At 48.1% G+C, this 16,948-nt stretch carries 14 protein-coding genes; 11 read left to right on the top strand and 3 right to left on the bottom strand.

Annotated elements, in window-relative coordinates; genetic code table 11:
• The first annotated feature begins 66 nt into the window (after nucleotides 1-66).
• The 5 genes from NA986_RS12710 (at nucleotide 67) to nei (ending at nucleotide 5,869) form a co-directional block, all read left to right on the top strand.
• Entirely contained in the window at nucleotides 67-1,845 is a 1,779-nt protein-coding gene (locus tag NA986_RS12710; RefSeq protein WP_023216726.1) for a glycosyltransferase, read from the top strand.
• 192 nt (nucleotides 1,846-2,037) lie between these two features.
• Complete coding sequence (locus tag NA986_RS12715) at nucleotides 2,038-2,871, top strand: glycosyltransferase family A protein (RefSeq protein ID WP_001800477.1); 834 nt, start codon at nucleotides 2,038-2,040, stop codon at nucleotides 2,869-2,871.
• A 57-nt stretch (nucleotides 2,872-2,928) separates the two neighbouring features.
• Nucleotides 2,929-4,824, top strand: a complete 1,896-nt coding sequence (locus tag NA986_RS12720) for an HAD family hydrolase (RefSeq protein WP_077957193.1) — start codon at nucleotides 2,929-2,931, stop codon at nucleotides 4,822-4,824.
• 67 nt (nucleotides 4,825-4,891) lie between these two features.
• A complete protein-coding gene (locus NA986_RS12725) occupies nucleotides 4,892-5,029 on the top strand; it encodes a hypothetical protein (RefSeq protein WP_001145917.1) in 138 nt (45 codons plus the stop codon).
• 48 nt (nucleotides 5,030-5,077) lie between these two features.
• Nucleotides 5,078-5,869: an endonuclease VIII gene (nei, locus tag NA986_RS12730; RefSeq protein ID WP_001113967.1), complete on the top strand. Its 792-nt coding sequence runs from the start codon at nucleotides 5,078-5,080 to the stop codon at nucleotides 5,867-5,869.
• 54 nt (nucleotides 5,870-5,923) lie between these two features.
• Here the strand turns inward: nei and NA986_RS12735 are convergent, their stop codons facing one another.
• From NA986_RS12735 to NA986_RS12745, 3 genes are all read right to left on the bottom strand, one after another.
• Nucleotides 5,924-6,970 carry an AbrB family transcriptional regulator gene (locus tag NA986_RS12735; protein ID WP_023194756.1) on the bottom strand — a complete coding sequence of 349 codons (1,047 nt, stop codon included), beginning with the start codon at nucleotides 6,968-6,970 and terminating at the stop codon, nucleotides 5,924-5,926.
• 136 nt (nucleotides 6,971-7,106) lie between these two features.
• Nucleotides 7,107-8,390, bottom strand: a complete 1,284-nt coding sequence (locus NA986_RS12740; RefSeq protein ID WP_000785811.1) for a citrate synthase — start codon at nucleotides 8,388-8,390, stop codon at nucleotides 7,107-7,109.
• A 225-nt stretch (nucleotides 8,391-8,615) separates the two neighbouring features.
• Entirely contained in the window at nucleotides 8,616-8,747 is a 132-nt protein-coding gene (locus NA986_RS12745) for a hypothetical protein (protein WP_418142699.1), read from the bottom strand.
• A 382-nt stretch (nucleotides 8,748-9,129) separates the two neighbouring features.
• On the opposite strand from NA986_RS12745, the gene sdhC reads away from it, so the two are divergent.
• The 6 genes from sdhC (at nucleotide 9,130) to odhB (ending at nucleotide 16,922) form a co-directional block, all read left to right on the top strand.
• Nucleotides 9,130-9,534: a succinate dehydrogenase cytochrome b556 subunit gene (sdhC, locus tag NA986_RS12750; RefSeq protein ID WP_000263340.1), complete on the top strand. Its 405-nt coding sequence runs from the start codon at nucleotides 9,130-9,132 to the stop codon at nucleotides 9,532-9,534.
• Entirely contained in the window at nucleotides 9,528-9,875 is a 348-nt protein-coding gene (gene sdhD / locus NA986_RS12755; RefSeq protein ID WP_000254356.1) for a succinate dehydrogenase membrane anchor subunit, read from the top strand. Before sdhC ends, sdhD begins: the two co-directional genes overlap by 7 nt.
• Nucleotides 9,875-11,641: a succinate dehydrogenase flavoprotein subunit gene (sdhA, locus tag NA986_RS12760; RefSeq protein WP_000775561.1), complete on the top strand. Its 1,767-nt coding sequence runs from the start codon at nucleotides 9,875-9,877 to the stop codon at nucleotides 11,639-11,641. Before sdhD ends, sdhA begins: the two co-directional genes overlap by 1 nt.
• A gap of 16 nt (nucleotides 11,642-11,657) precedes the next feature.
• Nucleotides 11,658-12,374: a succinate dehydrogenase iron-sulfur subunit SdhB gene (sdhB, locus tag NA986_RS12765; protein ID WP_001727709.1), complete on the top strand. Its 717-nt coding sequence runs from the start codon at nucleotides 11,658-11,660 to the stop codon at nucleotides 12,372-12,374.
• Nucleotides 12,375-12,897: 523 nt separating this feature from the next.
• The gene (gene sucA, locus NA986_RS12770) at nucleotides 12,898-15,699 is read left to right on the top strand and encodes a 2-oxoglutarate dehydrogenase E1 component (RefSeq protein WP_001181500.1); all 2,802 of its coding nucleotides are present in this window, start codon (nucleotides 12,898-12,900) and stop codon (nucleotides 15,697-15,699) included.
• A 14-nt stretch (nucleotides 15,700-15,713) separates the two neighbouring features.
• On the top strand, nucleotides 15,714-16,922 hold the full coding sequence (gene odhB, locus NA986_RS12775) for a 2-oxoglutarate dehydrogenase complex dihydrolipoyllysine-residue succinyltransferase (protein ID WP_070793912.1): 1,209 nt from the start codon (nucleotides 15,714-15,716) through the stop codon (nucleotides 16,920-16,922).
• Nucleotides 16,923-16,948: the final 26 nt, after the last annotated feature.

Here is a 16,948-nt window from a genome sequence, read left to right on the forward strand (position 1 = left end):
ACGCGGTGAGTAATTTACTATTTTATAATAGCGTTACCCCAGATAATATAAATTTATAGGTTCGTTATGTATTTTTTACTTCAAAAAGTAATTTTACCAAACATTGATCTATGCACGGAAGAGCAGCTTTATTTCAGAACTCAGGGCGGGAAGTATAACTATACCTCACGTAACTTACTTGTTCCGCGTCATAAGGTTGCATATTTTGATACTTTTTTTAATGCATTCTCAATTAAGAAATGGAAAAAATATACAACCTTAACATCACTTTTTTTGCGGGTTAATATAATTGGTCGCGGAACTATAACTGTAAGGCATAAAGAGAATGGTGTCATTAGAGTATTAAAGCAAATTGATTTTAACTCGTCATGTAATATTAGTGATGAGATTGAAATTGATATATCAAAAATAAATTTTGGATATATCTATGTGGAGTGGCAATCAGACGAAGACTCTGTTTTAAATGGATTTGAATTTCTGACTAAAGATCATGTTAGTAAATCATCTATGGCTTTAGTTATAACAACTTATAATAGAAAAGAAGCTGTTACTAAAACAATCAATAGAATTAATAAAACACTCTTAACCCAGAGCGAATTTAAAGATCGTTTTAAATTGATTGTCGTTAATAATGGTGAGGCGATTAATCACCCGTCAGGAAACGGCATTATGGTTATCAATAATGAAAACCTCGGTGGGTCAGGCGGGTTTATGAGAGGTTTGATAGAGGCAGGGAAAATCAACGATATCAAACATGTCATATTTATGGATGACGACGGCTCATGTGAAATTGAATCGATTTGTCGAACTCATGCTTTTTTACTGATGGCTAAAGACAAAAATACAGTTGTTACTGGCTGTATGCTTTTTGAAGATAACCCGGCAATCATACATGAATCTGGTGCCATATGGCATAGAGATTTTTTACATTACCCGGATAAACATTATCTGGATGCTCGGGAAATAGATTCTTTAGATACTTTTGATAATGAAAGAAAAATAGGCTACGGTGGATGGTGGTTTTTTGCCTTTAATATTAACGCTATTGAATATTACTCATTTCCTTTCTTTGTTCGTGGTGATGACCTGCTATTTGGATATATGCATAAAAAACATAATATTGTCACACTTAATGGTGTGGCTTCGTGGCAAATGGATTTTGAAAGAAAAATATCGGTTCTAAATAGCTATTTGAACTTCAGGACTGTTGCTGTACCTGCATTAATTAGTAAAAGAAAGTTTGCTGCACTACTGTTAAGTATTTTCTTTGTGCGGGAAGTCTTTCTTGCGAGTTTTTCATGCCGCTATGAACTTGCCAGAGCAATGATTATGTCATATAACGATTGTCTTTCTGGACGGGAGTTTTGGGAAGATAATGTAGATCTTCTGGAGATAAGAAAAAGAATTAATGCAATAACTCATAATGAAAAATTCAATGTAGAAGGTATTGATATTGTTAATGGTTGTGTTGATTACCCATGTTCTGGTAAAGAAAAAGCCATCTACAAATTTTTTAGATGCATAACCCTTAATGGACACTTAATTCCAGCTTTCTTTTTAATTAAAAAACCAATCGTGGTTGATTATCGTCATTATCACCCTACTAAGTTTTCATTCCGGAGAATTACTATCTATCATTTAAATATAGAAAATGGCAAATTATTAAAACTTACTCACTCAAAAATGGAGTTTTTTAAAGTTATTATTAATGGTTTGTTTACGGCAGTCAAAAATTTTTATCGGTTTAAATCTGCAAAAAAAGAGATGAAAAATAGTTTGCCCTATCTTACCTCAAAGCTCTTTTGGTATAAAAAATTCAATAAAAAATCTGAAGATAAATATTAAACATGATGTAAGTGGTGTTGATGAGAATTATACCGATTTTTTAATTATATGACTATGATAATCTTAGGTATGGTTCTGTTGCTACACCTTATCTGGTGTCAGTCTAATAAAACATTATAATCCTTACCCAATGTCAGCATTCATTCATAGGGTGTTAATTTTTATATATACCGTAAAACACGAAATCAGAATATGGAAAAGAGTCTTTTAGTTATTGTCCGACATAAACCTGGGCGTACTCGTCTATTAATGCGGGCCTTGCAATCCATTAATGACCAGACGTTCAAAAAAATAAATATCATCATTTTCTGCATGGAGGAAGAATTGAAATGTCACAATGTGGATGATTTTTATCTGAAAGAACTGTCAAATATATATAGTGTTATCTACGACGAAAACTGTATCTTTAATGCTATTAAGATGTCTGAATCTAATTATTTATGCTTTATGGATGATGACGATTCCTGGGCCCCTGAATATGTGTCAAGGCTACTCAGTGTTTTGGCGAATATACAGTCAACGTATTCATCTGTAAATGCAATAGCATGCCATACAAATAAAGTTGCTGAGATTGCGGAAAATAATAGAATAATTATAAATTCAACGCAACCATGGAACCACTATTTAAATGCTGGCCCTGTTAGTTTTGATGTTATTTATTACAGGAATTCTATTCCACTTTCCTCGTGTTTATTCGATAAAAATTCTGTTATCGATGTGATTGAAAGTCATAAATTATCCTCTCCTGCATTTTTCTGGCCTTTTTTTATTCATTACCTGGCAGAAAATGATGTTTGGATCTTACCTGAAGCACTGGCATTTTATCATTTCAGAGAAAATGATGACTTTGAATTTGGCAATTATACCGTAATTAACAATGAGTTATTTGATATAGAATGCAAAATTGCAGAAAATAAAATGATGAGAAGTATTGATGACTCATCATTGCTCAATGTGTTACTTTCAAATATTGCTAACAATAGTCTTTTTCATAAAATTTCTTATATTGAAAATAAGATTAAATAAAATATGGATATGAACTTTAAAAAATACAAGACCGTAAGCTTTGATATCTTTGATACATTGGTTAGCCGGAGGATTTACCGTCCCAGAGATTTGTTTTCATTAATGCAATCAACTTTAGCAACTGAGAACTTTTTTATATCAGCGTACGACATTGGTATTGTTGATAATTTCCCAGAGATAAGAGTTCAGGCGGAAGTAAGTGCCAGAGAGAATAGGGTCAGGCGTTTTGGCGGCGAGCCGGAAATACTCATATCTGAAATATACGATGAAATTTTAAAAAAGCATCCGCAGCTTTCACCAGCGACAGTAAAAAAGATAATCGATCTGGAAATACAAATGGAGAAGATTGTTTTATATAAAAATGCGCGTGGAAGCTGTTTGTTTGAAAAGGCTATTAGTGATGGTTGCAAAGTCATTTTAATTAGTGATATGTACCTTCCATCAGCAATATTAAAGGAGTTGTTAACATCATGTGGCTATGATATCAGTAACATTCCAGTTTATTCATCTGGCGAAGAGCGGTACTCTAAAAATAGTGGTAAATTATTTTCAATAGTCAAGAAAAATGAAAATGTAGATATTGCATCGTGGATACATGTTGGCGACAATGTTCATGCTGATATTCTGAATGCTAAAAAACTCGGCATAAATACTCTCCATGCTGATTGGTCAGAGTATAATCATGGGATATCTAATCATTGGAAAGCTAAAGATATTATTGGTGAATCTATTTGTAAGACTTTATTACTTAAACAAGTTTCTGCTTTCCATCAAAATGATCCTTTAAACGAGATAGGATTTAAAGTATTTGGTCCGTTATTATTAGGTTATGTATCCTGGTTAGCGAATCAGTTAAAGATTCATAAAATTGATAAAGCGCTTTTTTTAGCACGCGATGCTCACTTAATCTATAAAATTTATAATGAATACTTTTCAGAAGAACATGTAAAATGTGAATATTTATATATATCCCGCGCATCAGCTTATATGGTGGGGATGACTGATTGGCCGATGCACAGGATTTGGCATCTTTTTGGTGGTAAGAATAAGAAAAGTATTAAAAAGATACTTGCTATCGCGGGGTTAGATGCGAGTGAGCATATTTCAGATATACATCATGTTGGTTTTCCTGACGAGGAGTATATTCCTGTTTCAGGAGAGGAACATAAGGTTCACTGGCTTATAAATAAATTATTTCCATATATTTTATTAAAAAATACTCAGCACAGGGAAGTTTACGCTGATTACTTTAAAACGGCCTGTGAAGGTTATAAAAATATAGCACTTATCGATGTAGGATGGATGGGTAATATTCAATCAGTATTTGCTCGTTCTTTAGGTGCGCAATGGGCAGAAAAACAAATACATGGGTTTTATTTGGCAACTTTTGCTGGCGCCAATGATAACCGATCTATTTATAATAAGATGTTTGGTTGGCTAACCAACTATGGCCATCCCCACGATAAGTGTGATCTTTTCTTATCAGGAGGGGTGGAAATAATGGAGTTCGCTATGGCTGACAATACTGGGTCAACAATTGGCTATAAAAAAACGGATAATGGAATAATTCCTGTACGTGAAGATAGCAGTGGTTCTGAAATTGAGTATTTAAAAAAAGCAGCAAGTTTGCAATCAGGGATTATTTCTTTTTTTGAGTACGTCAAACCGCTCATACAAAAAGGAAATTATGCAGCACTTAGTAGTGTTGTATTGTCAGAACCTTTTTTTGAATTGATAGCCAGACCCTCAAGCGCTCAACTGGACGCCTTATCTTCCCTCACACATTCAGAGTCCGCGGGATCTAACGCAGAAAGAATCGTGCTAGCCAAGAAACTGCCTTTAAAGGATAAACTTTTTCCCGGAGAAAATTATATCAAAGAGTTGAATGCCAGTTATTGGAAAGAAGGCTTTAAAAGGATCAACAGAAAAAAATTTTGGGCAAAATATAACTAAGCGTCATTTAATTCCGGTAGGCAGACAATCATTATTGGGCGCTCGCCCGACAAGGGCTGAGTCGATTATGCCCTGGCGCGATCATGTTAACCCTGACGGGGAAGTGGTCTCGTGCTGCGATAATGTTATTATCACTGGATACCACCGCCTGTTTGTCCATCCGCTGTGGATGTTCATTATGGCGTTCGATGTGCATTCCAGATAGTCAGAGGCGGTGTAGTCCATTAATCAACTGTTAACAAAGGATATTATCATGCCTGAAGGCCCGGAAATTCGTCGTGCGGCGGATAATCTGGAGGCGGCAATCAAAGGCAAACCCTTAACCGATGTCTGGTTTGCCTTTGCACAGTTAAAACCGTATGAATCGCAGCTTACCGGTCAACTTGTTACCCGGATAGAGACGCGGGGAAAAGCGTTATTGACCCACTTTTCAAATGGCCTGACGCTCTACAGCCACAACCAACTCTATGGCGTATGGCGGGTGATCGATACTGGTGAAATACCGCAGACCACGCGTATATTGCGCGTCAGGCTACAAACGGCGGATAAAACTATTCTGCTTTATAGCGCGTCTGATATCGAAATGCTGACAGCAGAGCAGCTCACGACGCACCCCTTTTTACAGCGAGTCGGTCCGGATGTGCTGGACGCGCGTCTCACTCCGGAAGAGGTTAAAGCTCGATTGCTGTCGCCGCGTTTTCGCAACCGACAATTTTCTGGGCTGTTGCTGGATCAGGCCTTTCTGGCGGGATTGGGGAATTATCTGCGCGTTGAAATCCTCTGGCAGGTAGGGTTAACCGGACAGCATAAAGCGAAAGATCTCAACGAGGCGCAACTGAATGCGCTTTCTCACGCGCTGTTGGATATTCCGCGCCTGTCCTACACGACTCGCGGTCAGGCGGATGAAAACAAGCATCATGGCGCACTGTTTCGCTTTAAGGTTTTCCATCGTGACGGCGAAGCGTGCGAGCGGTGTGGCGGCATTATTGAAAAGACAACACTGTCCTCACGCCCGTTTTACTGGTGCCCGCATTGCCAGAAATAGCCGGAACCGCCATCGGCGAGCGGCTATTGCCTGATGGCGCGACGCTTATCAGTCCTACAAAGGTTGTCTGGGCGCATAGGTTGATATAAAACGGGCCACTGCTGGCCCAGTTAACAGAATGCTGAACAGCCGTAGGGTTTGCATTGCCATGATGAGCGCCATATCGGCACTGCTTCCTGCCGCGATCGCGGCAACCGTATCCAGACCACCGGGACTGGTGGCGAGGTAAGCCGTCATAAAATCAATCTGCATGTAGTAAGCCATTCCCCACGCCATCGCGGCGCAAATCGCCATCAGCGCGAAAATTGACAATAAGATTTGCGGCAATGGCCGCAGCGCCATAAAAAACACCTGTCTGTCAAAGCCCAGCCCAATACGCCAGCCTATCGCCATATACGCCACGGCCAGCAGCCATTCGGGTAATTCAATTTCAATGATGCCTTGCGAATGGAGAAGCGCGCCTGCCAACATGGGGAGCAGCATCGTGCCGGAAGGGATACGCAACAGGCGACCGGCAATGCCCGCCACGATCGCTAATAACAGCGTCGTCAATAAATTACCGCTAAGCGGCGGAAACCAGACCACCTGTTGGCTGACCGTTGCCGCGCTGTCGCCGAGTATCAGGCGTGTCACCAGCACCGCCGCGCCAGCCACAAACAGTACCCGCAGATACTGCATAAACGCCACCAGGCGGATATCCGCCCCGTAATCTTGCGCCATCGCTACCATTGCCGCCGCACCGCCCGGCGAAGACCCCCATGCGCCGGTATTGCCGGGCAGCGAGCTGTAACGTACCAGCAGCCAGCCGACTACCGCGCTGGAAAGCAGCGTCACCAGCAACACTAAAAGCACGACCGGCCAGTAGAGGGCGAGGGTGGTCAATATCGAACCGGTTAGATTTTGGGCGATCATACAGCCGAGAATTGCCTGCGCGGCGAGAAAAATACCGCGCGGAAGTTGTAGCGTACTACCTCGCAAACTCAACACGATACCCGCAATCATTGGACCGAGCAGCATTGCCGCCGGAAGGTGCAGATAGAGAAAAATAAGGGAAATGAGCAGCGATAACAGGAACAACAAAAACCACTGCAGAATCGGCATTCCATGCTCCCTGAATGATATTTAGCGAAACCTTAATTAATCATAGAGAGTAACGGGGTAAGAATAAAATAATGAGGATAAGAAAAAAGGGAAAATGTACCGGATGGCGAGGGTTGCATCGCCATCCGGTTGTCAATTAACGCTTCAGCGCCGATTTAAAGTCGCGTTTATCGTAGCCGGTATACAGCTGACGAGGACGGGCGATTTTCATGCCGTCAGTGTGCATTTCATTCCAGTGTGCAATCCAGCCAACGGTACGCGCCATGGCGAAGATCACGGTGAACATCGAAGATGGAATGCCCATCGCTTTCAGAATGATGCCGGAGTAGAAGTCTACGTTCGGGTACAGTTTCTTCTCGATGAAGTACGGATCGTTGAGCGCAATGTGCTCAAGCTCCATCGCCACTTCCAGCAGATCGTCTTTGGTGCCCAGCTCTTTCAGCACTTCATGGCAGGTTTCACGCATCACGGTGGCGCGCGGATCGTAGTTTTTGTAAACACGGTGACCGAAGCCCATCAGGCGGAAAGAATCATTCTTGTCTTTCGCACGGCGAACAAATTCCGGAATGTGTTTAACAGAGCTGATTTCTTCCAGCATTTTCAGCGCGGCTTCGTTGGCGCCGCCGTGCGCGGGTCCCCACAGGGAGGCGATCCCGGCGGCAATGCAGGCGAACGGGTTGGCACCGCTTGAACCTGCGGTACGTACCGTTGACGTAGAGGCGTTCTGCTCATGGTCAGCGTGCAGGATCAGAATACGGTCCATCGCGCGCTCCAGTACCGGATTCACTTCATAGGTTTCACACGGCGTGGAGAACATCATGTTCAGGAAGTTACCGGCGTAGGAAAGGTCGTTGCGCGGATAAACAAACGGCTGACCGATGGAATATTTGTAACACATCGCCGCCATGGTCGGCATTTTGGACAGCAGGCGGAACGCCGCGATTTCACGGTGGCGCGGATTGTTCACATCCAGCGAGTCGTGGTAGAACGCTGCCAGCGCGCCAGTGATCCCGCACATTACCGCCATCGGATGTGAGTCGCGACGGAAAGCATGGAACAGGCGAGTGATTTGCTCATGGATCATCGTATGGCGGGTGACTGTCGTTCTGAACTCGTCATACTCTTCCTGCGTCGGTTTTTCGCCGTACAGCAGGATGTAACAGACTTCCAGATAGTTGGAATCGGTAGCAAGCTGGTCAATCGGGAAACCGCGATGCAACAAAATGCCTTCGTCGCCGTCGATGAAGGTGATTTTAGATTCGCAGGATGCGGTAGAGGTGAAACCAGGGTCAAAAGTAAAAACTCCTTTTGAACCGAGACTACGAATATCAATAACATCTTGACCGAGTGTACCTTTTAGCACATCCAGTTCAATAGCAGTGTCACCAGTAAGGGTGATTTTTGCCTTTGTATCAGCCATTTACGGTCTCCTTAGCGCCTTATTGCTTAAGACTGCCGGAACTCAGACTTGCCTTCTCCACGTCATCTTCCTCGTCGTTAGTGCAGGGAAGATTCTGTGTATGCATCAATCAACCGTTACCAGTTTGTTATTTGGCTCGCCGCTCTGTGAAAGAGGGGATGACCTGGGTACAGAGCAATGGGCGCTTGCAGGTAACGGCTTGATTAATTTCGAATTAGCAGCAAATCAGGAACGTAGCAATCCGAGTAATGTAACCTGTCTATCACTAATAACTGTCCTGAAAGAATGGGTCAATATCATTGTACTGTTGCATAACTTATTAACAGGTGAAAGAGTGACCCCATAACTTTTACGCATTATATGCTTTTTCTGGTGTCGTTTGTAACAATTTTGTTTAATGTTTGTCAAATCAGATGATTGAAAATTAAAAAAATGTTGTTATCGTGACCTGTGTCACTGTTCAGGATAAAACCCGACAAACTATATGTAGGTTAATTGTAATGATTTTGTGAACGTCCTATACTGCCGCCAGGTCTCCGGAATACCCTGCAATCCCGAGCCACCCAGCGTTGTAACGTGTCGTTTTAGCTACTGGAAGCAGTGTTTTACATGACGCGCAGTTATAGAAAGGACGCTGTCTGACCCGCACGCAGACCGGAGGAAGGAAATCCCGTCGTCTTTCTGGCTACAGGTAGATTCACCTCTGTAACCGAAGTCTTAAGGGAATAATAAGAACAGCATGTGGGCGTTATTCATGATAAGAAATGTGAAAAAACAAAGACCTGTCAATCTGGATCTGCAAACGATTCGGTTCCCCATCACAGCGATAGCGTCCATTCTCCATCGCGTATCCGGTGTGATTACTTTCATCGCCGTCGGCATACTACTGTGGCTACTGGGCACCAGCCTCTCTTCTCCGGAAGGATTCCAGCAGGCCGCCGATATCATGGACGGCTTCATCGTTAAATTTATCATGTGGGGCATCCTTACCGCGCTGGCGTATCACGTCATCGTGGGAATTCGTCACATGTTAATGGATTTTGGCTATCTGGAAGAAACATTCGAAGCGGGTCAACGCTCTGCCAAAATCTCTTTTGTTATCACTGTCGTGCTTTCACTTCTCGCAGGAGTCCTCGTATGGTAAGCAACGCCTCCGCATTAGGACGCAATGGCGTACATGACTTCATCCTGGTCCGTGCTACCGCTATCGTTCTGACGTTATACATCATCTACATGGTGGGTTTTTTCGCCACGAGCGGCGAACTGACCTTTGAAGCCTGGACCGGTTTCTTCTCATCGGCCTTCACCAAAGTCTTCACCCTGCTGGCGCTTTTTTCCATCTTGATTCATGCCTGGATCGGCATGTGGCAGGTGTTAACCGACTACGTTAAACCACTGGCAGTGCGTCTGATACTGCAACTCGTTATTGTTGTTGCGCTGGTGGTTTACGTCATCTATGGATTTGTTGTGGTGTGGGGTGTGTAATGAAACTGCCAGTCAGAGAATTTGATGCTGTTGTGATTGGTGCCGGTGGCGCAGGTATGCGCGCGGCGCTGCAAATTTCCCAGAGCGGCCAAACCTGTGCGCTGCTCTCGAAAGTCTTCCCGACCCGTTCCCATACCGTTTCCGCGCAGGGCGGTATCACCGTGGCGCTCGGCAATACCCATGAAGATAACTGGGAATGGCACATGTACGACACCGTTAAGGGGTCGGACTACATTGGTGACCAGGATGCCATCGAATATATGTGTAAGACCGGACCGGAAGCGATTCTGGAACTGGAGCACATGGGGCTACCGTTCTCCCGTCTTGATGATGGACGTATCTATCAGCGCCCGTTCGGTGGCCAGTCGAAAAACTTTGGCGGCGAGCAGGCGGCACGTACCGCGGCGGCGGCTGACCGTACCGGTCACGCCTTGCTGCACACGCTGTATCAACAGAATTTGAAAAACCACACCACGATTTTCTCCGAATGGTATGCGCTGGATCTGGTGAAAAACCAGGATGGCGCGGTGGTGGGGTGTACCGCACTGTGCATCGAAACCGGTGAAGTGGTGTACTTCAAAGCCCGCGCGACGGTGCTGGCGACCGGCGGCGCAGGCCGTATCTACCAGTCCACCACCAACGCTCACATCAACACCGGTGATGGTGTCGGTATGGCGCTGCGTGCCGGTGTCCCGGTGCAGGACATGGAAATGTGGCAGTTCCACCCGACCGGCATCGCCGGGGCGGGCGTGCTGGTGACAGAAGGCTGCCGCGGCGAAGGTGGTTACCTGCTGAACAAACACGGCGAGCGCTTTATGGAGCGTTATGCGCCGAACGCCAAAGACCTGGCGGGTCGTGACGTGGTGGCGCGTTCCATCATGATCGAAATCCGTGAAGGCCGCGGCTGCGACGGTCCGTGGGGGCCGCACGCTAAACTGAAACTGGATCACCTGGGTAAAGAGGTGCTGGAATCTCGCCTGCCGGGTATCCTGGAGCTGTCCCGCACTTTCGCTCACGTCGATCCGGTGAAAGAGCCGATTCCGGTTATCCCGACCTGCCACTACATGATGGGCGGTATTCCGACTAAAGTGACCGGTCAGGCGCTGACCGTGAACGAGCAGGGCGAAGATGTGGTGATTCCGGGGCTGTTTGCGGTAGGCGAAATCGCCTGTGTATCGGTTCACGGCGCCAACCGTCTGGGCGGTAACTCACTGCTGGATCTGGTGGTCTTTGGCCGCGCGGCGGGGCTGCATTTACAGGAATCCATCGCCGAGCAGGGCGTGCTGCGCGACGCCAGCGAGTCTGACGTTGAAGGTTCTTTGGAGCGCCTGAATCGCTGGAACAATAACCGCAATGGCGAAGATCCGGTGGCTATCCGCAAAGCGTTGCAGGAGTGTATGCAGCATAACTTCTCCGTATTCCGTGAAGGCGACGCGATGGCGAAAGGGCTTGAGCAGTTGAAAGTGATCCGCGAGCGTCTGAAAAACGCCCGTCTGGATGACACATCCAGCGAGTTTAATACCCAGCGTGTTGAGTGTCTGGAGCTGGATAACCTGATGGAAACTGCCTACGCCACTGCCGTATCAGCCAACTTCCGGACGGAAAGCCGCGGCGCGCATAGCCGCTTCGATTTCCCGGAGCGTGATGATGCCAACTGGTTGTGTCATACCCTGTATCAGCCGCAAACGGAATCCATGACGCGCCGAAGCGTCAATATGGAACCGAAACTGCGTCCGGCGTTCCCGCCGAAGATTCGTACTTATTAATTGCGGAGACAGGATGATGAAACTCGAATTTTCGATTTATCGTTATAACCCGGATGTCGATAACGCTCCGCGTATGCAGGATTACACCCTGGAAGGCGAAGAAGGGCGCGACATGATGCTGCTGGATGCGTTAATCCAGCTTAAAGAAAAAGATCCCAGCCTTTCTTTCCGCCGTTCCTGCCGCGAAGGTGTGTGTGGTTCTGATGGTTTGAATATGAACGGTAAGAATGGTCTGGCCTGTATTACCCCTATTTCGGCGCTGAACCAGCCGGGTAAGAAGATTGTGATTCGCCCGCTACCCGGTTTGCCGGTGATCCGCGATTTGGTGGTAGACATGGGGCAATTCTACGCACAATATGAGAAGATTAAGCCTTACTTATTGAATAATGGGCAAAATCCACCGGCTCGTGAGCATCTGCAGATGCCAGAGCAGCGTGAAAAACTCGATGGGCTGTATGAATGTATTCTTTGCGCCTGTTGCTCAACATCCTGTCCGTCATTCTGGTGGAACCCGGATAAGTTTATCGGTCCGGCGGGGCTGCTCGCGGCGTATCGATTCCTGATCGATAGTCGTGATACCGAGACCGACAGTCGTCTGGAAGGGATGAGCGATGCATTCAGCGTATTCCGCTGTCACAGCATTATGAACTGCGTCAGTGTATGTCCTAAGGGACTGAACCCGACGCGCGCTATCGGCCATATTAAGTCGATGCTGTTGCAGCGTAGCGCGTAAGTAGTTGTAGTGGTTGCCGGATGGCAACGTACCGTCTTATCCGGCCTACAGGCGCAATCCCGTAGGCCTGATAAGCCAGGCGCCATCGGGCAATAGAAGTGCAGGAAACCTCTAAAAACTGCCATATGATTAGTAATAATCGAGATGTTCAGAGCGAGACAAGGCGCGGTCTGAACGAATCTTCGGGAGCATAGTTAACTATGTGACCGGAGTGAGCGAAGGCCGCAACGCAGTCGTAGCCTGAACAGCGAAGATTATTAGACAGTTTTTAAAGGTTCCTTAGCGGACGCAGATGACACGACAGTCCGCAACAAGTGAACCCCGGCACGCATACGGCGTATGCGTGGTTAGTATCCACGGCGAAATACTCGTCATAGTTCACGTTGCATGTGCGTTGGCTGCACTTGCTCACCCCGGTCACTTACTGGATGTAAGCTCCCAGGGATTCGCAAGCTTGCCGCCTTCCTGAAACGTGACCTATTTAGAGTATTAAATAAGCAGAAAAGATGCTTAAGGGATCACGATGCAGAACAGCGCTTTGAAAGCCTGGTTGGACTCTTCTTACCTCTCTGGTTCGAATCAGAGCTGGATAGAACAGCTCTATGAAGACTTCTTAACCGATCCTGACTCGGTAGACGCTAACTGGCGTTTGACGTTCCAGCAGTTACCTGGTACCGGAGTCAAACCGGATCAACTCCATTCAAAAACACGTGAATATTTCCGGCGGCAGGCGTTGGCTGGCTCACGTCACTCTTCTACGATTTCCGACCCTGACACCAATGTGAAGCAGGTTAAAGTCCTGCAGCTTATCAACGCTTATCGTTTCCGTGGCCATCAGCATGCAAACCTCGATCCGCTGGGACTGTGGAAGCAAGAACGCGTGGCGGATCTGGATCCTTCTTTCCATGATTTGACCGAGGCCGATTTCCAGGAAACCTTCAATGTCGGCTCCTTTGCCAGCGGCAAAGAGACGATGAAGCTGGGCGAGCTGCTCGACGCGCTCAAACAGACCTACTGCGGCCCGATTGGCGCTGAGTATATGCACATCACCAGCACCGAAGAGAAACGCTGGATCCAACAGCGCATCGAATCCGGTCGTGCGGCCTTTAGCGCTGACGAGAAAAAACGCTTCCTGAACGAACTGACCGCCGCTGAAGGGCTGGAACGTTATCTGGGCGCCAAATTCCCGGGTGCGAAACGTTTCTCGCTCGAGGGGGGAGATGCGCTGATACCCATGCTGAAAGAGATGGTTCGCCATGCGGGTAACAGCGGCACTCGCGAAGTGGTGCTGGGGATGGCGCACCGCGGTCGCCTGAACGTGCTGATCAACGTACTGGGTAAAAAACCGCAGGATCTGTTCGACGAATTTGCCGGTAAGCATAAAGAACATCTGGGTACCGGCGACGTGAAGTATCACATGGGCTTCTCGTCAGATATCGAAACCGAAGGCGGTCTGGTTCACCTGGCGCTGGCGTTTAACCCATCGCATCTGGAAATTGTGAGCCCGGTGGTGATGGGCTCCGTGCGCGCCCGTCTGGACAGACTGGACGAACCGAGCAGCAACAAAGTGTTGCCGATCACTATTCACGGCGACGCCGCGGTGACCGGCCAGGGCGTGGTTCAGGAAACCCTGAACATGTCGAAAGCGCGCGGTTACGAAGTGGGCGGTACGGTACGTATCGTTATCAACAACCAGGTGGGCTTCACCACCTCTAACCCACTGGATGCGCGTTCAACGCCTTACTGCACCGATATCGGTAAAATGGTCCAGGCACCGATTTTCCACGTCAATGCGGACGATCCGGAAGCCGTCGCTTTTGTGACCCGTCTGGCGCTGGACTTCCGTAATACCTTTAAACGCGATGTGTTCATCGATCTGGTGTGCTACCGCCGTCACGGCCACAACGAAGCCGACGAGCCAAGCGCAACTCAGCCGCTGATGTACCAGAAAATTAAAAAGCATCCGACGCCGCGTAAAATCTACGCCGACAAGCTGGAAGCTGATAAGGTCGCAACGCTGGAAGATGCCACTGAAATGGTCAACCTCTATCGCGATGCGCTGGATGCAGGCGAATGCGTGGTGAAAGAGTGGCGTCCGATGAATATGCACTCGTTCACCTGGTCGCCGTATCTAAACCACGAATGGGATGAAGCATACCCGAACAAGGTAGAAATGAAGCGTCTGCAGGAGCTGGCAAAACGTATCAGCACCGTGCCGGAAGCCATTGAAATGCAGTCTCGCGTGGCGAAAATTTATGGCGACCGTCAGGCAATGGCGGCAGGCGAGAAATTGTTTGACTGGGGCGGCGCGGAAAATCTGGCTTACGCCACGCTGGTCGATGAAGGCATTCCGGTGCGCCTGTCCGGGGAAGACTCCGGTCGCGGCACCTTCTTCCATCGTCATGCGGTGATCCACAACCAGACGAACGGCTCAACGTATACGCCGTTGCAGCATATTCACAGCGGTCAGGGACAGTTTAAAGTCTGGGACTCCGTGCTGTCTGAAGAAGCGGTGCTGGCTTTTGAATACGGTTATGCCACGGCGGAACCACGTACCCTGACTATCTGGGAAGCGCAGTTTGGCGATTTTGCCAACGGCGCGCAGGTAGTGATTGACCAGTTCATCTCCTCCGGCGAGCAGAAATGGGGCCGGATGTGCGGTCTGGTGATGCTGTTGCCGCACGGCTATGAAGGGCAGGGGCCGGAGCACTCCTCCGCGCGTCTGGAACGTTATCTGCAACTTTGCGCCGAGCAGAATATGCAGGTTTGCGTGCCGTCCACCCCGGCGCAGGTCTACCATATGCTGCGCCGTCAGGCGCTGCGCGGGATGCGTCGTCCGCTGGTGGTGATGTCGCCGAAATCGTTGCTGCGTCACCCGCTGGCGGTTTCCACGCTTGATGAACTGGCGAACGGTTCCTTCCAGCCGGCCATTGGCGAAATTGACGAGCTGGACCCTAAAGCCGTAAAACGCGTGGTAATGTGTTCTGGTAAGGTTTATTACGACCTGCTGGAACAACGTCGCAAAAACGACCAGAAAGATGTCGCTATCGTGCGCATCGAACAGCTCTATCCGTTCCCGCATAAAGCGGTGCAGGAAGCGCTGCAACCATACGCTCACGTCCATGATTTTGTCTGGTGCCAGGAAGAGCCGCTCAACCAGGGCGCATGGTACTGCAGTCAGCATCATTTCCGTGAAGTGATTCCGTTTGGGGCCGCTCTGCGTTATGCAGGTCGCCCGGCCTCCGCCTCTCCGGCGGTAGGGTATATGTCCGTTCACCAGAAACAGCAACAAGATCTGGTTAATGACGCGCTGAACGTCGATTAAATAAAGGATAAATAATGAGTAGCGTAGATATTCTTGTTCCCGACCTGCCTGAGTCCGTAGCGGACGCGACCGTCGCCACCTGGCATAAAAAACCGGGTGATGCGGTTGTTCGTGACGAAGTGCTGGTAGAAATCGAAACTGACAAAGTGGTACTGGAAGTACCGGCATCAGCGGACGGCATTCTGGATGCGGTTCTGGAAGAGGAGGGGACGACTGTCACCTCTCGCCAGCTCCTGGGTCGCCTGCGTGAAGGCAACAGCGCGGGTAAAGAGACCAGCGCCAAATCTGAAGAGAAAGCGTCTACGCCGGCACAGCGCCAGCAGGCGTCGCTGGAAGAACAAAACAACGATGCGCTCAGCCCGGCGATCCGTCGCCTGCTGGCTGAACACAACCTCGATGCCAGCGCCATTAAAGGCACTGGTGTGGGTGGGCGTCTGACCCGTGAAGATGTGGAAAAACATCTGGCGAAAGGCGAGTCTAAAGCACCCGCTGTTGAACCTGCAGCACAACCCGCTCTGGGCGCGCGCGGCGAAAAACGCGTGCCAATGACCCGCCTGCGTAAGCGCGTGGCCGAGCGTCTGCTGGAAGCGAAAAATTCCACCGCCATGCTGACGACCTTCAATGAAGTCAACATGAAGCCGATTATGGATTTGCGTAAGCAGTATGGCGAAGTGTTTGAAAAACGTCATGGTATCCGCCTGGGCTTTATGTCCTTCTACGTGAAAGCGGTAGTAGAAGCGCTGAAGCGTTATCCGGAAGTGAACGCCTCTATCGACGGCGATGACGTGGTGTACCACAACTACTTTGATGTGAGCATGGCGGTGTCTACGCCGCGCGGCCTGGTCACGCCGGTCCTGCGTGACGTGGATACGCTGGGCATGGCTGACATCGAGAAAAAAATTAAAGAACTGGCTGTCAAAGGCCGCGACGGCAAGCTGACCGTAGAAGACCTGACCGGCGGTAACTTTACCATTACCAACGGCGGCGTATTCGGTTCGCTGATGTCTACCCCGATCATCAACCCGCCGCAGAGCGCGATTCTGGGAATGCATGCTATTAAAGACAGGCCGATGGCGGTGGATGGCAAGGTGGAAATCCTGCCGATGATGTACCTGGCGCTCTCTTACGATCATCGCCTGATCGATGGTCGTGAATCCGTGGGCTTCCTGGTCACCATCAAAGAGTTGCTGGAAGATCCGACCCGTCTGCTGTTGGACGTGTAGTCAGCAAGAGCATCACCTGCTACCTG

Source organism: Salmonella sp. NW177 (genome assembly GCF_051811585.1).
Lineage (GTDB): Bacteria > Pseudomonadota > Gammaproteobacteria > Enterobacterales > Enterobacteriaceae > Salmonella > Salmonella enterica.

Bases quoted from the DNA above. Each gene is read 5' to 3' on its own strand.
- NA986_RS12710 (WP_023216726.1), top strand. From the start codon at position 67: ATGTATTTTTTACTTCAAAAAGTAATTTTACCAAACATTGATCTATGC.
- NA986_RS12715 (WP_001800477.1), top strand. From the start codon at position 2,038: ATGGAAAAGAGTCTTTTAGTTATTGTCCGACATAAACCTGGGCGTACT.
- NA986_RS12725 (WP_001145917.1), top strand. From the start codon at position 4,892: ATGCCCTGGCGCGATCATGTTAACCCTGACGGGGAAGTGGTCTCGTGC.
- nei (WP_001113967.1), top strand. From the start codon at position 5,078: ATGCCTGAAGGCCCGGAAATTCGTCGTGCGGCGGATAATCTGGAGGCG.
- NA986_RS12735 (WP_023194756.1), bottom strand. From the start codon at position 6,970: ATGCCGATTCTGCAGTGGTTTTTGTTGTTCCTGTTATCGCTGCTCATT.
- NA986_RS12740 (WP_000785811.1), bottom strand. From the start codon at position 8,390: ATGGCTGATACAAAGGCAAAAATCACCCTTACTGGTGACACTGCTATT.
- NA986_RS12745 (WP_418142699.1), bottom strand. From the start codon at position 8,747: ATGCGTAAAAGTTATGGGGTCACTCTTTCACCTGTTAATAAGTTATGC.
- sdhC (WP_000263340.1), top strand. From the start codon at position 9,130: ATGTGGGCGTTATTCATGATAAGAAATGTGAAAAAACAAAGACCTGTC.
- sdhD (WP_000254356.1), top strand. From the start codon at position 9,528: ATGGTAAGCAACGCCTCCGCATTAGGACGCAATGGCGTACATGACTTC.
- sdhA (WP_000775561.1), top strand. From the start codon at position 9,875: ATGAAACTGCCAGTCAGAGAATTTGATGCTGTTGTGATTGGTGCCGGT.
- sdhB (WP_001727709.1), top strand. From the start codon at position 11,658: ATGAAACTCGAATTTTCGATTTATCGTTATAACCCGGATGTCGATAAC.
- sucA (WP_001181500.1), top strand. From the start codon at position 12,898: ATGCAGAACAGCGCTTTGAAAGCCTGGTTGGACTCTTCTTACCTCTCT.
- odhB (WP_070793912.1), top strand. From the start codon at position 15,714: ATGAGTAGCGTAGATATTCTTGTTCCCGACCTGCCTGAGTCCGTAGCG.